Origin of the sequence: Mesorhizobium sp. L48C026A00, from assembly GCF_000502375.1 — a bacterium.
GTDB lineage: Bacteria > Pseudomonadota > Alphaproteobacteria > Rhizobiales > Rhizobiaceae > Mesorhizobium > Mesorhizobium muleiense.
In genome coordinates this window covers 208,166-226,721 of sequence record NZ_AYWU01000004.1, presented here as the reverse complement: position 1 = coordinate 226,721, position 18,556 = coordinate 208,166, and the positions used below count along the sequence as shown (strand labels likewise).

Sequence of the window (18,556 nt, the reverse complement as noted above, 5' to 3'; positions counted from 1 at the left end):
GCCGGCGTAAGCCGGTGCCCGGAGCAGTTTAGTTACGGAGTGATCGCGGTGGTCGTTTCGGGCACGGCCGCCGCCGCAGGCTGCTTCCTTGGCGGCCAGGAAAAATGGTCGGCGCGTCCGGGCGAAGCAGCTGATACATTGCCCTCGACGAAGAGTTTTTCGCCAGGCCCGTCCGCCTTTGCCGGCGCTGCGGCGCCGAGAAGTTCCGAACCGCCGTCGAGTGCCGGATCGCTGAGCAGCATCGGCACCGTGCGATCGACGGGCATGGGTGTCGGTGTCGGCGCCCCGACCGGAGCGCCGGCTGGCGCATAAGCTGCCAGTGTGCCCGGAGGCGAGGTCATTCCAAGGATCTTCAGCAAGGGTTTTTCGGCATAGAAGGCGAGCTTGCGTTTGCCGGCTTTCGACACACGGATGCCGTCGTCGGTGCGCAGGCGCACCGGCTGGCCGTTGATGTCAGGCCCGCTGGTGACAAAGGCGCCTTCCTCGTCGACGAAACCGTCCCAGATGTCGACGAATTCGCCGCCATGGCTCTCGGCCGTCGAGCGGTAGATGTCGTTGAAAGCCAGCATGTCGGAGGTCATCTTCGGCGCCTTGAAGGCCGGCATGCCGACCCACAGATACGGCACCTTGGCCGATGCAATGGCCTTGCCGAACGCATCGGTACGGCGTTCGTATTCCTCGGTCCACGCTTCGGTCCGTGGCTGTTCGCGTTCACCGTTCACGCGCATCTGCTGCCGATCGTTGGAACCCAGCATGACGATCACGGCCGCGGGCTTTTCGGTCTCGATCAGCGACTTGATCTGTTCGGGCCAGTTGTAGAAATCGTCACGCACAAAACCGGACGAACCATTGCTGCGGACGACGATCCTGACCTTGTTGTTTTCGGCAAAGGCGGTGTCGAGACCCTCGGCGAGGCCGGTCGCCATGAAATCGCCGACCACCAGAACGGTGCGGGCATCCGGCGCCTTCTCGACAATGGGGGCTGCCGGCTCAGCCGGCCGGCGCGGCGCGGCACGCGACTTTCTGACTTTTGGCTTCCGTGGCCCGATCCTCTGAATCCGTCGCGGCTCAATCAGTCGCGGCGGTTCCACCCGCTCGCTTCGGCGCAGAAACAACAGGTCGCGCAGCGACCAGCCACGCCTTTGTTCTTCCTGCGCCACGGCCGGCGTGTGAAAGACGGCGGCAGCGCCGACGGCCAGGACGGCAATAGCCAGAATCAGGATCGGCACGCGACGAAGGATCACACGGATACGCGCAGCCGAAACCAATTACCGTCTCCATCCCTAAAGAGCGCCGGACTCTGATACAACCGTGCCGCCGCTCTACCTTAAGTTGAGCATCGGATTTCCTCAAAACCGGTTTCGGTCCGATGCTCCGGGTCTGCCCTATGCGAAGCTAGTTCTGCCTGAGCCATTTGAGCACTTCCATGCTCGGATGTCCGTCCTGGGTCAAGCCAGCCTTCGCCTGAAAGGCCATGATGGCGGCTTTCGATCCCTCGCCGATCTTGCCGTCGAACTTGCCGTCATAGTAGCCGTACTGGGAAAGCCATTGCTGAAGCTCCTGCCTCTCCTCGAAGGAGAGCTTCGTGAAAGGCCGCTTCCAGTCCTGCACAAGCCCACCATAACCGGCGATTTCGTCGGCAAGAAGGCCAACGGCAACCGCGTATTTGTCGGCATTGTTGTAACGCTTGATGACCGAAAAATTCTTGACCATCAGGAAAGCCGGGCCGCCGTGGCCGCCTGGCACCTTCAGCGTGGCCTTCTCCGCACTCTTGAACGGCTTGCCGTTGGCACGCGTGACACCCAGCGCTTGCCATTGCGACAACGACTTCGATCCGGCCGGGAACTTCTTTCCGTCGGGAAGGCTGACTTCATAGCCCCAGGTCTTGCCGGCCTGCCAGCCGTTCTTCCTGAGCAGATTGGCGGCCGTTGCCAATGCATCGGGAATCGAATTCCAGATGTCGCGCTTGCCGTCGCCGTCCATGTCGACCGCATAGGCCTGGTAGCTGGTGGGAATGAACTGGGTATGGCCCATGGCGCCGGCCCATGAGCCACTGAGGTGGCTTTTATCGATGTCGCCCCTTTGCAGGATCTTCAGCGCCGCGATCAACTGTGTGCGGGCAAACTTCGATCGTCTCGAATCAGCAAAGCCAAGCGTTGCCAGTGAACGCACGACATTGCGCATGACATCGTCGCGCTTGAGGATTTCGCCGTAGTTCGATTCCATCGACCAGATCGCCAGCAGGATGTGACGGTCGACGCCGTATCTTGCCTCGATCCTGTCCAGCCACGGCTTCCACTTCCTGGCCATCTGCTTGCCAACAGCGACCGACTGGTCATGGACGCGGTTGTCGAAATAGTCCCAGGCGGGCGCGGTGAATTCGGGTTGATAACGCGCTTTTTCCAGCACGACCGGGTCGGCATCGCTGATGCCCTCGAATGCGCGGTCGTAAACGGCGCCGGAAACGCCGCTCCGCACCGCGGTGGCGCGGAAGCTCGCCACCCATTGCCGGAAACCGGCGTCGGCAAAAGCCGATCCGGTGGGCATCAGCAAGGCAAGCGAAAGGCTGGCGGCCGCAACGATGCTGGTGAAGCGCTTTGCGGCGTCGCGAACGGACATCTTTTCCTCCTTCTTCATCACAGGAAGATCATTCATCGCCTAACCCGGTTAGCATTTAGTTTACCATAGGTGCCGTTGGGAACGAAAAGGCGGGTTGGTGCTTTACGGACTACAGATTTTTTCTGACCAGCCGTTCCATAATCCCAGATTCCGGCACGAAAATGTCTTGAAGCGGGATTGCCGAACAGCCTTAGAAGCGGATATTTGACAGCATGAAGAGAGTTCGCAAGGCAGTTTTCCCGGTCGCTGGCCTCGGCACGCGTTTCCTCCCGGCCACCAAGGCCATACCCAAGGAAATGCTGACCGTCGTCGACAGGCCTGTCATCCAGTATGTGGTCGACGAGGCACGCGAAGCCGGCATCGAGCATTTCATCTTCGTGACCGGACGCAACAAGGCGGTCATCGAGGACCATTTCGACGTTCAGTTCGAACTCTATGACACGCTTGCCCAACGCGGCAAGGACGACGAGCTCGCCCGCCTGCAGCGGCTGCAACCTTCGCCAGGGCAGACCAGCTTCACCCGCCAGCAGGTGCCGCTTGGCCTTGGCCATGCCGTCTGGTGTGCCCGCGAGCTGGTCGGCGACGAGCCCTTCGCGCTGCTTTTGCCCGATATGATCATGCAGTCCGAAAAAAGCTGCATGAAGGAGATGGTCGAGCTTTATGCCGAGACCGGCAACAACATCGTCGCGGTTCAGGAATGCGACCCCGCCGAGGCCCATAAATACGGCATCGTCGGCCGCGGCGAGGATACGCATCACGGTTTCCGCATTACCGGCATGGTGGAAAAGCCGAAGACCGGCACGGCACCCTCCAACCTATACATCAACGGGCGCTACATCCTGCAGCCGGAGATATTTGGGATACTCGAAGGCCAGGAGAAGGGCGCCGGCAACGAGATACAACTCACCGATGCGATGCTGAAGCTGGAGAAGCAGCAGCCCTTCTATGGCTGCCACTACCGAGGGCGCACCTTCGATTGCGGATCGCCGGAAGGCTTTGTCGAGGCCAACGTCGCCTTCGCGCTGTGGCGCAGCGACATGAACGGACGCATGGCGGGCGTTATCAGCAAGCTTCTCGACGAGATGAAACCGTCAGAGCAGCGGGGCGCGGCGTTCTAACCCCCGGGCTAATGCATGCGCGCAAAAGCATGCCCTCGGGCCTGAACCGAGGGTGCGCGGCGGCTTGGTTTACGGCTGCAGCGTCACCCCGACAAAGATGCTGTGGGCGGTGTAGTCGCGGCCCTCGATGTTGCTGGTCTGTTTTTCAGTTCTGGCGCGGGTGGTCAGTCCGGCATATCGGTTCAGCCACCATGTCAGTCCGGCCTCGGCGCTCAGCGTCAGATCCTGGCCGTCCGACCCGATGTAGTCGCGCCAGTCTACGCCGAGAGCTGCGTTGCCGATCAGGTTGGCACGGATTTCCCGCTCGGCGGTGAGGAGGCCGGAGTAAAGGATGGTGCCGCTTTCGTCGGCGGTTGTCGTGCCCTCGACGATCGTCTGCCCGGTGAGGCCGATCGTGGTGCCGCGTTGCGGCGACCATCTGAGGTCGGCGTTCACCGTGGCGCCCGAAATTGCCGGCAGGCGGTCATCGTCGATCGCCTCGCGCAGCCAGCCGGCCGAGAACTCGCCGGCAAGCTTCTCGCCGAGGTCGAGCTCGGCGCCGGCCCGAACCCCAAGCCGCGTCGAGGATCGTTCGAAACCATTGCTGTCGACCCGCAAATCATAGACCCGGCGGCCGATTTCGACCTCGGTGAAAGGGGTGATGGCGGGCGAAATCTCATAGCCGGTGCGCAAGGTGGCGGTATAGAGCGTCGAATCGCGGTCTTTCTGCGACAGCGTTCCGCCCGTCGAAAGCCTGGCGTCGCCGTAGATGTCGTGTTCGACTGCGCCGGTCAGGGCGAAGCGCATCTTGCCGGCATCCTTCTCGACCGCCAGGCTGCCATCAATGGTCTGGCGCACCGGCTGCTCGGCGGTGCCTTCGATGACGACCGGCGAGGAAGCCGATTCCGGCGCCGCCTCGTAACCGAGCTTGGCGATAGCGCGCAGATCGTTGTCGAAGTCGACATTGAGCGTGCCTTCGACACGGCCGCGCGCCTCCTCAACCTCGTCGCCCGATAGGGTCTTGAGAAAGGTCCCGTAGCCGTCGACGATAGCCGAATTCTCCCGCCAGTCGGAGATCGCGTTGAAGCGCAGCGTCGTTTCCGACAGCAGGGCCGGCTTTCCTTCGCTGCTTGAATCGGCATTCGATGAGGCCTTCAGGCCTTGCTCGAGCGTCGGCCTGATCACGAAGGAGCCGAGTTTGATACCGGTGGCGGCGAACGGATCGTCCTCGGCCCTCCTGTCCCGGCCTTCGATGGCTTCGGCGCGCTCGGCGCCCGGATCGAGTTGCTGCCTGTCGGCGGAATCGATAGTCACGGCACGGGAATTGATTGGGTCCGTCTCGGCGGTGTCCTCGTTATCCGTCGGGGCCGTCGCCGCGGTGGCGGCCTGTGTCTCGGCGGCTTCGTCCTGATCGGCTGCGCCCTGGGTTGCGCTCGATGGCCGGCGCGGCGGGACGGGAACGGGGGCGTCCACAAACGGATCGTCGGTTGCTTCCGGCGGATCAAAAATGCTTCCGGTCGCGGGTGCCGCGTCGTCGTCCTGCACGGCGCCCGGGCTGGCCGGCTGATAGGCGGGCGTCGGCGCAGTGCTCTGGGTGGTTGCACCGGCCTGCGCCGTCTGATCCTGGGCGATGCTCAATTGCCTGGTTTTGCGCTGCTGGTCGTCCAGAATCGCCGATTCCGAAACCTCGCCGCGCAGCTCGGTTACCTGGGCATAAGGCTGCGCAGGCCGCAGCAAGGCGAAGACGCTGGTCGCCAGCAGCAAGGCGCAGATCGCCTTGCCGTTTCGTCTTCTTTTCTTTTCAGGCGGGGCCCCGGACATCGCTACCACTGCTTGCGCGGCGCACACGCGCCATACTTACCGAACCGTAAACGGGGATGGTTAACGTCGGGTTGAGGCGGCGGTCGATCAAAGCCCACTTGACGGCTGACGGATGGCAATTCCGTTGGACAGGCGCGCAGCAAAGCGCTAATCGCATCAGCCATGCATGCGGGATCCCCAGACAAGAAGCGGCTCGATGGGCAGGCTTCGATCGCCTCGGCGCTTAGAACGGTAGCGACCGAGCAGGCCGGTGTCGCGGCGCTGGCGGCCGCGCTCGAAAACGGATTGACCGAACCGTTCGCGCGCGCCGTCGATATTGTGTCGCATATCGCTGGCCGCGTCATCGTCACCGGCGTCGGCAAGAGCGGCCATATCGGCTCAAAGATCGCGGCGACGCTCGCCTCGACCGGCACGCCGGCTTTCTTCGTCCATTCTGCCGAAGCCAATCATGGCGACCTCGGCATGATCGCCAGGGACGACGCCATCATCGCCATATCGTGGTCGGGCGAGAGCCGCGAGCTCAAGGGCATCATCGCCTATTCCAGGCGCTTCTCGATTCCGCTGATCGCAGTCACTGCCGGAGAGCGATCGGCGCTGGCGCGGGCGGCCGATGTGGTGCTTTTGCTGCCGCGTGCATCGGAAGCCTGCCCGCACGGCCTGGCGCCGACGACATCGACGCTGCTGCAACTGGTGATCGGCGATGCACTGGCCATCGCGCTGCTCGAAGCGCGCGGCTTCACGCCGGATCATTTCCGCACCTTCCATCCCGGTGGGCAACTTGGCGCCAATCTGACGCAGATCCGCGAGATCATGCATGTCGGCGACAGGCTGCCGCTGGTGCCTTCCGGCACTGGAATGCAAGAAGCGATCCTCGAATTGTCGCGCAAGGGGTTTGGCTGTGTGGCGATAACCGCTGCGGATGGTGCGCTGATCGGCATCATCACCGACGGCGACATCAGGCGCCACATCGGCAGCAATCTTCTGGCGATGAGCGTCGATCAGGTCATGACCAAGGAGCCGAAGACGGCCGGACCGGATACGCTGGTGGCGACCGCGCTGCAGACGATCAACAGTTCGACCATCTCCAGCCTGATGGTTGTCGAAGGCAGACGGCCGGTCGGACTTGTCCATCTGCACGATCTGCTGCGCATCGGCGCGGCCTGAGCTCGCCAGAGCGAATCGAAACAGTCTCTGAGAGACATCAGGCCTGTTTGAAAAGTCGCCCGCCGAGATGGTCGGATCAGTCCAGGACCGCCTCGACCGTCAGTTCCAGATCGGCGTCGGCCGCGCCCGTCACGCGCACCTGCGTGCCGGCCGGCAGGTCGGGGCCGGAGATGCGCCATAGCGTGTCGCCCAGCTTTATGCGGCCGCGGCCGTCCCTGATCGGCTCGTCCAGGGTGGCCATCCTGCCGATCATCTGTGCGCCGCGGCGGTTGAGCAGTGGCTGATCGGTGCCATCATCGCGCCCACCCACCAGTCTCTTGCCGACATAGGTTGAAACCAGCGACATCGCCAGGAAGGCGAGAACCTGGATCTGCCAGGTCCAGAAGTCCGCGTCCCAGATGAGCAGGGACACCACGCCGATCAGCAGCGCGGCGATGCCGATCCACAGCATGAATATGCCCGGTGCGATGACCTCCATCACCAGGAGGACGAAGCCGAGAACCATCCAAACCCAGGGGCCGAGTTCGGAAATGATGCGTTCGAACATGGCCTCAGGTCTCGCTGGGACGAACCACGGGCGGGCGTGCAGCCTGCCGCGTGCTGCCGGCAGTGCCCTCGCTGCCGAAAACTTCCTTGGCGATCGCGCCGATGCCGCCGAGCGTGCCGATCAATGACGAAGCTTCCATAGGCATCAGCACGACCTTACTGTTTGTGGCGGAGCCGATCCTGGTCAGTGCTTCGGTGTATTTCAGCGCAACGAAGTAGTTGAGCGCCTGCACGTCGCCCTTGGCGATCGCTTCCGACACCACTTGCGTGGCGCGGGCCTCGGCCTCGGCCGAGCGTTCGCGCGCCTCGGCGTCGCGGAAGGCGGCTTCCTTGCGGCCCTCGGCTTCCAGGATCTGTGACTGCTTGAGGCCTTCGGCGTCGAGGATCTGCGCGCGCTTGTTGCGCTCGGCCATCATCTGGCGCCCCATCGATTCGACGAGATTGGCCGGTGGATTGATGTCCTTAATCTCGACGCGGGTGATCTTGATGCCCCAAGGATGCGCCGCCTCGTCGACGACGCGCAGCAGGCGTTCGTTGATGGCGTCGCGGTTCGACAGCAGCTCGTCGAGGTCCATCGACCCCATCACGGTACGGATGTTGGTCATCGTCAGGTTGAGGATGGCGTTCTCCAGACCGGCGACCTGGTAGGCGGCCTGCGCCGCGTTGAGCACCTGGTAGAAGGCGACGCCGTCGACGGCGACGGTGGCGTTGTCGCGGGTGATGATCTCCTGCGTCGGGACGTCGAGCACCTGCTCCATCATGTTCAATTTGGAGCCGATGCGGTCAACGAACGGCACGATGAGGTTGAGGCCGGGGCTCAATGTCCTGGTATAACGGCCAAAGCGTTCGACGGTGTAATTGTAGCCTTGCGGGATTGTCCGGATGCCTTTGAAAAGCACGAGCACGACAAGAGCGACAAGAACAAGAAGCGCGATATCGAAACCACTGAAATCCATTTGGCTCTCCCTCAGATGCCGGCCACGGAAATGTTTCAACGCGACCGACTTCACCAAACACTTAAGTGTGTTTCAGGAACGTTACAATCAGGTGATAGTGGATAACCGGTGCATAGAAAGCCGGTTGCCGGCGCTCGACTGTATCGGCTTCACACCCAACCCGACAGCTCGCGCCGCACCATCGCCTCGATCACCGCCATGCCCTCGGCACTGTCGTTGAGGCAGGGAATATGCGCGAACTTTTCGCCGCCGGCATGATGGAAGGTCTCGGCCGCCTCCCTGCCGATCTCGTCCAGCGTCTCGATGCAGTCGACAGAAAAGCCCGGATTGACGATGGCGATCGATCTCACGCCTTCTCCGGGCAGTTTCTCGACCGTCTTGTCGGTGTAAGGCTGCAGCCACTCCTGCGCGCCGAAGCGCGACTGGAACGTGGTGATCAGCTTCTTCTCATCCCAGCCGAGCTTTTCCCGCAGCAGCCGGGTCGTCTCCAGGCAATGGGCCTGATAGGGATCGCCCTTGTCGGAATAGGGTTTTGGAATGCCGTGGTAGGAGGCGATGACCATTTCCGGCTCGAAATCGAGGCTCGCCAGATGGCGCTCGATCGAACGGGCGAGCGCTTCGATATAGACCGGTTCGGCATAGTAGGGCGGCACGCTGCGGATCGCCGGGGCGCGGCGCATCTTCATCAGCGCGCGAAACAACTGGTCGTTGGCGGTGGCGGTCGTGGTCGCGGAATATTGCGGATAAAGCGGAAATGTCAGAATGCGGTCGCAGCCCTGCGCGACCAGCCCGTTGGCGACGCTCTCGGTCGAAGGATTGCCGTAACGCATTGCCCAGTCGACGCTGACGCCGGGCAGGTCGCGCAGCGCCTCGGTCAGCTTTTCGCTCTGAGCGCGGGTGTAGGTGCGCAGCGGCGACTCGTCACGCTGCCGGTTCCAGATCCTGGCATAGTTGGCGCCCGACTTCTTCGGCCGTGTGGTGAGAACCAGCCCGTAGAGGATCGGGTACCAGATCGCCTTGTTGAGTTCGATGACGCGCGGATCGGACAGGAACTCTCTGAGATAGCGCCACATCGGCTTGAATTCCGTGCCGTCGGGAGTGCCGAGATTAACCAGCATGACGCCGATCCTGCCCGCCCCGACCGGCGGCTGTCTTGCCGGCAGCGGGTCGAGGACCGTCGCGGCCTTTGGATCGGCAGGGTTGGAAGGCGTCATAAAGGATCTCCGGACACCGCGCGAAACTAGCGATGCCGCGCCGGTTTTCAATGCAGCGTCTGGCCGCACCTTATCTAAGCTTGGGAGGCGAAAGCAAAAAAACCCGCCCGGTTTGCCGGACGGGTTTTCCAACAATGACAGAAGAATTCAGTTTGCGGCCGGGATGGTCAAGGTTGCGCCGACGGGAAGGCGGCGCGGCTCGTAGTCCTGGTTGGCGTCGGAGATCGTTTTCCACCTGGCGCCATCGCCGTAGGCCTTTTCCGCCAAATCCCAATAGGTGTCGCCGGCAACGATCACATGGCTGCTTTCGGCCGGCTTTGCCGGCTCGGCAGGCGCAGCCTCCGCTGGTGCCGGCGCTGCCGGGGCGGGTTCCGTCGGCACGGCTGGCGGTGTCGTGGCAATATCGTCCGAACCGGCCGGCGGTTCGGGCATCGCCGGCTTCGCAGTCGCGGCTGGAGCCGTTTCTGCCGGTTTTGCGGGCTCGGCCGGAGCGGGAGCCTCGGCCGGCTTCGCCGATTCCTGAGCCGGCTGCTGGGCCGGTTCCGCCGCGGCGGCGGCCGTGATTTCGGTGATGCGGCCCTCGAGCTTCGGCGTATAGGGCCGATGCGCGCCGAGATAATCGGCGACCACCTGTTCGAGGCCCGGACCGTAATCGTAGGCGTTCTTGGCCTTGTCGGCGAACACCTTGTAGCCGTCGCCACCCTGGCGCACATAGTTGTTGGTGGCGACCAGGTAATCCTTGTCCGGATTGATCGGCGTCCACCCGCCGCCTTGCATGACCTCGACCGACTTGACGCGCCCGGCATTCGCGGTGGCCGATTTGTCGAATGAATACTTCAGGCCGGCAACCTGGGGGAAGCGGCCGGCGCCGTCCTCGATCTGGCTGAGACCGTTCTCCAGCCCGGCAACCAGATCCTTGCCGGAAATCTGGAAGGTCGCCACTGTGTTCTGGAACGGCAGCACGTTCAGCACCTCGCCCATGGTGACGGTGCCCTGGTCGATCGAAGCGCGCAGACCGCCGCCATTCGTGATGACGATCTCGACACCCTGGTCCTTGACGCGGTCGAGGACGGCATCGGAGACGAGATTGCCCATCTCGCACTCGCGGGTGCGGCAGTTCTCACGGCTGCCGTCGATCGCCTTGGTGGTCTCGGCGACCTCCTGGTTCTTCAACGCCTCGATCGGCGCGCCGAACTCCTTGATGCGGGCAAGCACGGCGGGGTCTGGCGTGATCGATTTGTCGAGGTAGATCGGGTCGCCGCTGGCCTGCTTGACGACACCGTTGTCGTCGAACACGACCTTGAACTCGCCGAGATATTTCGAATAGGACGCCGCCTGGACGACTGGCACCTTGTAGCCGTCCGGATTGTCGACCATCGTCGGGTAGGGGCCTTCAGCCTTGGGGTCGGTGTTGGACAGCAGCGAATGGCTGTGGCCGCCAACCACCACGTCGACACCCGGGATCTTGGCGATGACGTCACGCTCGCGCTTGTAACCAATATGGGTGACCGCGATGATCTTGTTGACGCCTTCTCCCTTCAGCCTCTCGACCTCTGACGTGATCAACTTGACGTCGTCCTCGATCGTGACGTTAGGGCCTGGCGAAGCGAGCTCCGGCGTGTCGTTGGTGACCGCGCCGACGACGCCGATCTTCTGGCCGCCGACCTCGATCACAACAGACGGTTTCACGCGGTCACCGAGCTTGGATTGCGCGTTGGCCTTCACATTGGCGCCGAGCACCGGAAACTTGATCATATCCAGGAACGGCGCCAGCGCCGCCTCGCCGTCGTCAAACTCGTGATTGCCGACCGCCAAGGCGTCGAATTTCATCTGGTTGAGGAATTCGCCTTCGGTCTTGCCCTTGTAGGTCGTGTAGAACAGCGAACCCTGGAAATTATCGCCGGCGCTGAGCAGCAGCACGTTCTGGCCTTCCAGCTTCTTCCGCTGCTGGGCGATCGCCGTGATCAGCCGCGCCGCGCCGCCGGTGCACTCGCCCTTGGTCTCCTCTTCGGCCGAGCAGGTCGATTCATATTTGTTGTTGCTTTCGATGCGGCTGTGCCAGTCGTTGATGTGCAGGATGTTCAGCGTGTAGTCGGCAAAGGACATGCCGGTCGACAGGCCAAGCGTAGACGCCGACAGGGCGGCAATGGCGGCGATCTTCTTCATCTTCGTCTCCCGGATGACGTGTTTAACGCCCTCGCTCGACTGGCACATAACAGCCGGCTTTTCGCCCATGTTCACATCGCGTTTTAGCCGATGCAAGCGGAATCGGGCCCAGCTTTGCCGGCACAAAAAGACGGCGGCCTCAACCCGCCGTCCTTTGCAAAAGCAGTTCAGTATGGGCTCAGGTGCGTCGCGTCAGCACAAAGTTCTGCCCGCTCACGCTGGTGCAGTTAAGCTGCGAGGTGGAGATCAACAAGCAGTTGAAGCTGATCGGCGTCTGGCGGATCAGCGAAGTGCCCTGGATTTGGACCGAGGTGCCGCCGGTCATGGCGTAACTGCCGTCGGCAAGCTTCTGGCCGGTGTCGGTGGCGACGGTCTTGAAGCTGCCGCCGGCGAAGGTCGACAGGCCTGTGCCCTGCGCGTCGATCCATGAGCCTTCGACCGGACTCCGCGTGGCCGATGGCGGCCCGCCCGGGCCGGCGGTGGTGCACGCCGCCAAGGCGGCAGCGGCCGCGACAACGCCGGCCGAAAGCAATTTGCGCGCAATCGTCATCATCAAGATCCTCTCCTCTCGCATTGGCCCGAAAATCGATGCGATTTTTCGGAAAGCACGATGCGTACACTCGAACCGCTAGAGCGTACTTTGTGCGTCCAAATGGATGCACGTCGCTCCAGGCCGCCTTCCTTCAATCGCCCGATTTCCAGACGATTGCAAGGCAGTGAGACATTGCTATCGAACGGGGATGCTGAACTATCGAACGAGGATGTTGCGGAATTGCCATGGGTCGTTTTTGTCGACGTCTTCCGGGAACAGCCCAGGGCGGTTGTCGAGCGGCGTCCAGTCGGTGTAGTAGCCCTTGATCGGCCCGAGATAGGGCGACTGCACTTCCAGGCAGCGCCTGTAGTCCATCTCGTCCGCCTCGACGATGCCGGCCTCGGGATTTTCCAGCGCCCAGACCATGCCCGCCAGCACTGCCGACGTGACCTGCATGCCCGTGGCGTTCTGATAAGGCGCCAGCTTGCGCGACTCCGCCAACGACAGCTGCGAGCCGTACCAATAGGCGTTCTTGTCGTGGCCGTAGAGCAGCACGCCGAGTTCGTCGACACCGTCGACCAGTTCGTTTTCATCGAGCACGTGATGCACCGGTTGTGCGGTGCCGGCGGCGCCGAACATCTCATGCAGCGACAGCACGGCGTCGTTGCAGGGATGGTAGGCGTAGTGGCAGGTCGGGCGATATTGGACCTTGCCCTTCTTGCCGCGCAGGGTGAAGAAGTCGGCGATCGAGATCGACTCGTTGTGCGTCACCAGGAAGCCATATTGCGGGCCTGGCGTCGGGCACCAGCTGCGCACACGCGTGTTGGCGCCCGGCTGCTCCAGATAGATTGCGGCCTTCGAGCCATGCTTGTGCTTCTTGCCGTTCTTCGGCATCCACGTCTCATGCGTGCCCCAGCCGAGCTCGGCCGGTTGAAGCCCTTCCGAGATGAAGCCTTCGACCGACCAGGTATTCCAGAACACGTTCATCGGCTTCGGCTTCTTGGTGCGCTGTGTGTCGCGCTCGGCGATGTGGATACCCTTGACGCCGGCCTTCTTCATCAGCCTGGCCCAAGCATCGCGATCGTGCTGCGCGGGCTCGGAGAATTCGAGGCCAAGATCGGTTGCGAGGTTGACCAGCGCCTGCTTGACGAACCACGAGACCATGCCTGGGTTGGCGCCGCAGGTGGAGATTGCGGTCGCCCCGCCGGGGTGCGCGCGCTTTTCTTCGATCATGGATTCGCGCAGCGCATAATTGGTGCGGCTGCCAGTGTCGGCCTTGGTGTCGAAATAGAAGCCGAGCCATGGCTCGACGACGGTGTCGATGTAAAGCACACCCAGCTTGCGACAGAGCCGCATCAAATCCACCGAGCCGGTGTCGACCGACAGGTTGACGCAAAAGCCCTGGCCACCGCCTTTGGTCAGCAGCGGCGTCAAAAGCTTCTTGTAGTTCTTGCTGGTCACCGCATCCTGCATGAAGGTGATGTCGCGCTCGTCGAGCAGCTTGCGGTCGGTATCGCGTGGGTCGATGACCGTCATGTGCGACTTGTCGAACTTGAAATGGCGCTCGATCAGCGGCAGCGTTCCCCGTCCGATCGAGCCGAAGCCGATCATCACGACAGGGCCGGTGATCTCACCGTAAACGGGCCAGTTTTCATTCGCCATTTTATCGATTACTCCCTCAGATAGGCTGAAAAGCCGGGCAAACAGACGCAAAGCGGAGCATTTTTTTGCCCGACCGCCACGCGCTACAACCACAGATCATTGTCATAAACCAGCGAAAAGCCGCGAGCTACGCCGCATTCGTCATGTGGTTAAGGAGACGACCAGCCGCTGACGGCCGGCCGTCATTCCCTTGTAGTCGCCGTTGGCAAAGTCGAGCGCCAGCAGTTGCGCGGCCGAAGATGCGGCGAGCATTGGCTCGTCGATGGTTCCGGATCCGGGCCACAGCCCGGTGACACTCGGTAAGCGCCGCAGCTTCGGTCGAGAGGCCGAACACCCTGCGCATATCCCGATCCATTCACCCTCGCGGCAGATCGTGCGAGGTCACATCGGCGATTGCCTTGCGAAGCTGGATCGTCTCGATTTTCTCGCCGGGACGCACTATGCCGATCACCGTTTCGATGTCGGGACAGCCATCTTTGCGGCATGCCAGCTCCGTGACGAACACGACGATATCGTCATCGAGCCCGCAAGCCTTGCGAACCCAGAGCTTGATCTGGCTGGTCTTCTCCGGAACGGCAAACCCGCGGGGGGCGAGTGGGTTCGCGAGACGGTTCATATACAATCCCGTCCCGAAGACGAAAGCGCTCGGCCAGACAAATGCGATAAAGGCGCGCTGCCGTCGGCCTTGCCGAACCTATGCATTCAGCGCCACCTGAGAGTCCATTTCGGCGCGGCATTTAAGGAAGCCGTCTTCAATCAGGCCTTTGGGCAGGTTGCGGCCGATAAATACCAGGCGGCTGACGCGCTTCTCCCCCGCTTTCCAGGGGCGCTGGTGATCGCCTTCGAGCAGCATGTGGACGGCCTGAACGACAAAGCGGTGTTCATCGCCCTCGAACGCCAGGATGCCTTTCATGCGCAGCATGTCGATGCCGAATTTCTGTGTGATCATCTGGATCCACGGCAAGAACTTGCGCGGATCGATCGAAGCTTCCGTGACGAGAGAGAAGCTGGTGACGTGATCGTCATGCACATGGTCGTTGCCCGCGTCGACAAAGTCCGGTTCGACTTCGAGGACACGGTTCAGATCGAACGCGCCGCGATCCAGAACCTCGTCGAGTGGAACGTTGCAACGTATGGAATGCTTGATCGCAGCCGTCGGGTTGATCCTGCGAATGCGCGCCTCCACTGCCTTGAGTTCGGCCGGCGCCACCAGATCGGTCTTGTTCAGTATGACGATATCGGCGAAGGCGAGTTGCTCCTGCGCCTCGTGGGCATGATCCAACTCGCCGAGGAGATGCTTGGCATCGGCGACGGTGATGATCGAATCGAGTTTCGTCTTCTGCCTGACATCGTCGTCGACGAAGAAGGTCTGGGCGACGGGGGCGGGATCGGCACGGCCGGTCGTCTCGATCAGGATGGCGTCGAAACGGTCTCTGCGCCGCATCAAGCTCTCAATGATCCGGATCAGGTCGCCGCGCACCGTGCAGCAGATGCAGCCGTTGTTCATCTCGAAGACTTCTTCGTCGGTATCGACGATGAAGTCGTTGTCGATGCCAATCTCGCCGAACTCGTTGACGATCACGGCGTAACGCTTGCCGTGCTGTTCGGACAGGATGCGGTTGAGCAGCGTCGTCTTGCCGGCCCCGAGGTAACCGGTAAGAACCGTGACGGCCATTTTCTGGGAGGCTTCAAGAGGCATGGTCGTCTCCGGATGTTGCGGATTGGATCGCCCCGTAGACGGAAGGCCACCGCCTGTTCAATGCGCGCAAGCCTCGCATAGACCCGAAAGCTCCACCGTGGCCGAGTTGGTTTGGAAGCGCTGCCGTCGGGCAATCAGGCGCAGCACCCGCTCCAATGCCGGGTCATGAACCTCACTTGCCCGTCCGCAATTCGCGCAGATTGCAAAGGCGGCGCGCCCATGGGTGCCGCATTCGCTGTGGACGCAGAGCGCAAACGCGCTCAGGCTCTCGATCCGGTGAACCAGGCCCTGCTCGACGAGCCGATCCAGAGCGCGATAGATCTGTAGCGGTGAGCGGAGCCCTTCCTGGCGAAGAAGTCCAAGCAGTTCAAAGGCCCCCATCGGCCTCTCGGAGCGCGTCAGCGCGTCGAGTACCAGCTGCTGGTTGCGTCCAGGCATCCGCTGTTCCCTCGTATTCCAGGCAGTTTTGAGCACAATGGCGGGCGTCAGTTATAGTATAACATTTTGGATTGACGAGCGTGATAACATAACATAACGGCTCGTCAAGAGCGGGGCTGACTTCGATGGCTCCCGCGGTGATGGATCGAATGGCTGCTTGCGTGATCTTTCAAGACCTGACGCTTCAAGACCCGCCGCTGGGCCGCAACAGCGCGCCTCGATGGGATCGTACGGCCCGGCGATCATTTGTCGGCGGGCACGATCCACATTGCCTTCTAATCTCTGCCGGGACGCGCGGCTGCTCGCGACGCGTCCGGCGCATCTCCCCCCGAACCGCTTGAACAAAGGAGTCGATCGAATGTCCAGGACGCTAAAACTCGCCGCCGTGATAGGCGCTATAACATCGATGCCAATCGCTCCGTCGGTGGCCGCTGCCGAGAACCTCAGGGTTGTCGCCAGTTTCTCGATCATCGCCGATTTCGCCAAGAATGTCGGCGGCGATCGTGTCGACATCGTCACGCTGGTCGGCCCGAATGGTGACGCCCATGTCTACGAACCAAAGCCGGCCGACGCGGCAACTGTCGGTTCGGCCGACGTGGTGCTGGTCAACGGCCTCCAGTTCGAGGGCTTCCTCCAGCGTCTCGTCGAGGCGAGCGCGACGAAGGCGCCGATCGTGGAATTGACCAAAGGCGCCGAGGTGTTGCGCAAGACCGAGGAAGAAGGTCACCACGATCAGGATCAAGCCGCCGAGGGCGGGGAAAAACACGCCGCGGCGGATGAGGGCCATGAGGAAGGGCACCATCATCACGGCGAGTCCGATCCCCATGCATGGCAGTCCGTGCACAATGCCGAACTCTATGTGAAGAACATCGCCGACGCCTTCTGTGCCGCCGATGCAGCTGGCTGCGACACTTATCGGGCCAATGCCGAATCATACGGCCAGCAGCTCGAGGCACTGGAAGCGGAGATCAAAGCTGCCGTAGCTGAGATCCCCGAGGACAAGCGCACGATCATCACCTCCCACGACGCCTATGGCTATTTCGAACACGAATACGGCATAAAATTCCTGGCACCGGAGGGCGTCTCCACCGAATCCGAGGCGTCAGCCTCCGACGTCGCGGCCCTGATCAAACAGATCAGGCAAGACAAGGCTTCGGCAATCTTCGTGGAGAACGTCACCAATCCGCGCCTGATCGAGCAGATCGCCAGCGAGACGGGCCTGAAAGTCGGCGGTGAGCTCTACTCCGACGCCCTGTCGGATAAGAACGGTCCGGCTGCGACCTATCTCGAGATGATGCGGCACAACATCACGACGATCAAAGGCGCGATCCTCGGAAGCTGACCGCCAGCCCTGTGATGGAAAGGCGGTGCAATCCGCCTCTTCATCGATCACCAAGAGTATGTAATAACATTAAGGAGAATACTGTGACGATAAATTGGGCGTCAGCCACGGCTATCGCGCTGCTTGTGTCCCTATCAACAAGTGCTGCCCATGCCGAGGAGGTGACCGCATGGCGCCTCTTCATCTCGGATCACGCGGACCCGAAGGTGACCGTAGTCGATGCGATCGATGGCGAAAAGCTCGACACGCTTGAGATCAAAGGGCCGGCGTCCCTCCATCGCAGCGAAAGCGGCAGGACCGTGTTTGCCGTGCAGGGCTCGGCCGGCGTCGTTGCCGGGATCGCGAGCGGCATTTCCTTCGAGGACCACGGCGAGCACGGCGACATCGACGTCGAAGCGCCAAAACTTGCCGGCGTCGAGATCACAGGCAAGAAGCCGTCGCATTTCGTCGAGCATGACGGAGACTTCGCCGTTTTTTTCGACGGCGAGGGTGTCGCGCGCATCATCTCCGAGAAGTCGGTCCTGGAAGGCAAGCCGGATTTCAGGGAAGTGAAGACCGACGCGCCGCAGCATGGCGTCGCAGTCGCCTATGGCTCCCATGTCCTGCTTTCGGAGCCGAACCGGGAGAAGCCGGACGAACTCCCGGTCGGCATCAGGGTCGCTGACAAGGCCGGCGCGCCGATCGGCGGCATCCACGCCTGCCCAGACCTCCACGGCGAGGCGTCTTCCGGCAATATCCTGGCTTTCGCCTGCGCGACCGGCCTGCTTGTCGTCAGCCATGGCGACGGCAGCCCGGCGATCCGTCATCTGCCCTATGCCGACAGCCTGCCGGATGGCAAAACGACGACGCTGATCGGCGGCCGAGGCCTGCAATATTTCCTCGGCAACTACGGCGCCGACAAGGTGGTGCTGATCGATCCGACGATCGACAGCGACGCATTCCGGCTGATCAACCTTCCGACGCGCCGCGTGCATTTCGCGATCGACCCCGTTCGTGCAAAATTCGCCTACGTCTTCACCGAGGACGGCCAGCTTCACCAACTCGACGTGGTGAAGGGGGAGATCGCAAACTCGCTCAAGCTGACCGACCCCTATTCGATGGACGGTCACTGGAGCGATCCGAGGCCGCGTGTCGCGGTCGCCGGCGACAAGATCGTGGTCACTGATCCCCTGCAAGGCGTGCTGCATGTCGTTGACGCGACGTCGTTCGAGAAAACCGGCGACATTGCCGTCGAAGGCAAGCCCTTCAACATCGTTTCCGTCGGCGGCTCCGGTCAGACCCACGAAGGCGAATAGTCGCT

16 protein-coding genes are annotated in these 18,556 nt (G+C 62.1%); 4 read left to right on the top strand and 12 right to left on the bottom strand.

The annotated features are described in order from the left end of the window. Window positions 1-32: 32 nt before the first annotated feature. Entirely contained in the window at window positions 33-1,268 is a 1,236-nt protein-coding gene (locus X738_RS52120; RefSeq protein ID WP_023798072.1) for an SGNH/GDSL hydrolase family protein, read from the bottom strand. Between the two features lie 127 nt (window positions 1,269-1,395). Further along, the gene (locus X738_RS52115; RefSeq protein WP_023798071.1) at window positions 1,396-2,619 is read right to left on the bottom strand and encodes a lytic murein transglycosylase; all 1,224 of its coding nucleotides are present in this window, start codon (window positions 2,617-2,619) and stop codon (window positions 1,396-1,398) included. 212 nt (window positions 2,620-2,831) lie between these two features. Between X738_RS52115 and galU the strand changes: the two genes are divergently transcribed. Then, window positions 2,832-3,737 (top strand): UTP--glucose-1-phosphate uridylyltransferase GalU, encoded by a 906-nt coding sequence (gene galU / locus X738_RS52110; protein WP_023798070.1) that lies wholly within the window; start codon window positions 2,832-2,834, stop codon window positions 3,735-3,737. Between the two features lie 69 nt (window positions 3,738-3,806). Here galU and X738_RS52105 read toward each other — a convergent pair whose 3' ends face one another. Next, on the bottom strand, window positions 3,807-5,537 hold the full coding sequence (locus X738_RS52105) for an outer membrane beta-barrel protein (RefSeq protein ID WP_031254540.1): 1,731 nt from the start codon (window positions 5,535-5,537) through the stop codon (window positions 3,807-3,809). Window positions 5,538-5,699: 162 nt separating this feature from the next. Between X738_RS52105 and X738_RS52100 the strand changes: the two genes are divergently transcribed. Then, window positions 5,700-6,701, top strand: a complete 1,002-nt coding sequence (locus X738_RS52100; protein WP_023798068.1) for a KpsF/GutQ family sugar-phosphate isomerase — start codon at window positions 5,700-5,702, stop codon at window positions 6,699-6,701. Window positions 6,702-6,777: 76 nt separating this feature from the next. Here X738_RS52100 and X738_RS52095 read toward each other — a convergent pair whose 3' ends face one another. The 9 genes from X738_RS52095 to X738_RS52055 form a co-directional block, all read right to left on the bottom strand. After that, the gene (locus X738_RS52095; protein ID WP_023798067.1) at window positions 6,778-7,248 is read right to left on the bottom strand and encodes an NfeD family protein; all 471 of its coding nucleotides are present in this window, start codon (window positions 7,246-7,248) and stop codon (window positions 6,778-6,780) included. Window positions 7,249-7,252: 4 nt separating this feature from the next. Continuing rightward, the gene (locus X738_RS52090) at window positions 7,253-8,203 is read right to left on the bottom strand and encodes an SPFH domain-containing protein (protein WP_023798066.1); all 951 of its coding nucleotides are present in this window, start codon (window positions 8,201-8,203) and stop codon (window positions 7,253-7,255) included. Window positions 8,204-8,352: 149 nt separating this feature from the next. Next, window positions 8,353-9,417: a ferrochelatase gene (gene hemH, locus X738_RS52085; protein WP_023798065.1), complete on the bottom strand. Its 1,065-nt coding sequence runs from the start codon at window positions 9,415-9,417 to the stop codon at window positions 8,353-8,355. A gap of 147 nt (window positions 9,418-9,564) precedes the next feature. Beyond that, window positions 9,565-11,583, bottom strand: coding sequence for a bifunctional metallophosphatase/5'-nucleotidase (locus X738_RS52080; protein WP_023798064.1), 2,019 nt, complete (start codon window positions 11,581-11,583; stop codon window positions 9,565-9,567). 178 nt (window positions 11,584-11,761) lie between these two features. After that, window positions 11,762-12,133: a hypothetical protein gene (locus tag X738_RS52075; RefSeq protein WP_023798063.1), complete on the bottom strand. Its 372-nt coding sequence runs from the start codon at window positions 12,131-12,133 to the stop codon at window positions 11,762-11,764. A gap of 198 nt (window positions 12,134-12,331) precedes the next feature. Beyond that, on the bottom strand, window positions 12,332-13,777 hold the full coding sequence (locus X738_RS52070; protein WP_023798062.1) for a homospermidine synthase: 1,446 nt from the start codon (window positions 13,775-13,777) through the stop codon (window positions 12,332-12,334). Window positions 13,778-14,132: 355 nt separating this feature from the next. Then, the gene (locus X738_RS52065) at window positions 14,133-14,393 is read right to left on the bottom strand and encodes a hypothetical protein (protein ID WP_023798060.1); all 261 of its coding nucleotides are present in this window, start codon (window positions 14,391-14,393) and stop codon (window positions 14,133-14,135) included. 78 nt (window positions 14,394-14,471) lie between these two features. Next, complete coding sequence (locus X738_RS52060; protein WP_023798059.1) at window positions 14,472-15,476, bottom strand: CobW family GTP-binding protein; 1,005 nt, start codon at window positions 15,474-15,476, stop codon at window positions 14,472-14,474. Between the two features lie 57 nt (window positions 15,477-15,533). Next, entirely contained in the window at window positions 15,534-15,914 is a 381-nt protein-coding gene (locus X738_RS52055; protein WP_023798058.1) for a Fur family transcriptional regulator, read from the bottom strand. Between the two features lie 358 nt (window positions 15,915-16,272). Between X738_RS52055 and aztC the strand changes: the two genes are divergently transcribed. Both aztC and aztD read left to right on the top strand, forming a co-directional pair. Continuing rightward, window positions 16,273-17,256 carry a zinc ABC transporter substrate-binding protein AztC gene (gene aztC, locus X738_RS52050; RefSeq protein WP_023798057.1) on the top strand — a complete coding sequence of 328 codons (984 nt, stop codon included), beginning with the start codon at window positions 16,273-16,275 and terminating at the stop codon, window positions 17,254-17,256. An 83-nt stretch (window positions 17,257-17,339) separates the two neighbouring features. Next, window positions 17,340-18,551 carry a zinc metallochaperone AztD gene (aztD, locus tag X738_RS52045; protein ID WP_306454936.1) on the top strand — a complete coding sequence of 404 codons (1,212 nt, stop codon included), beginning with the start codon at window positions 17,340-17,342 and terminating at the stop codon, window positions 18,549-18,551. The last annotated feature ends 5 nt before the right edge of the window (window positions 18,552-18,556 follow it).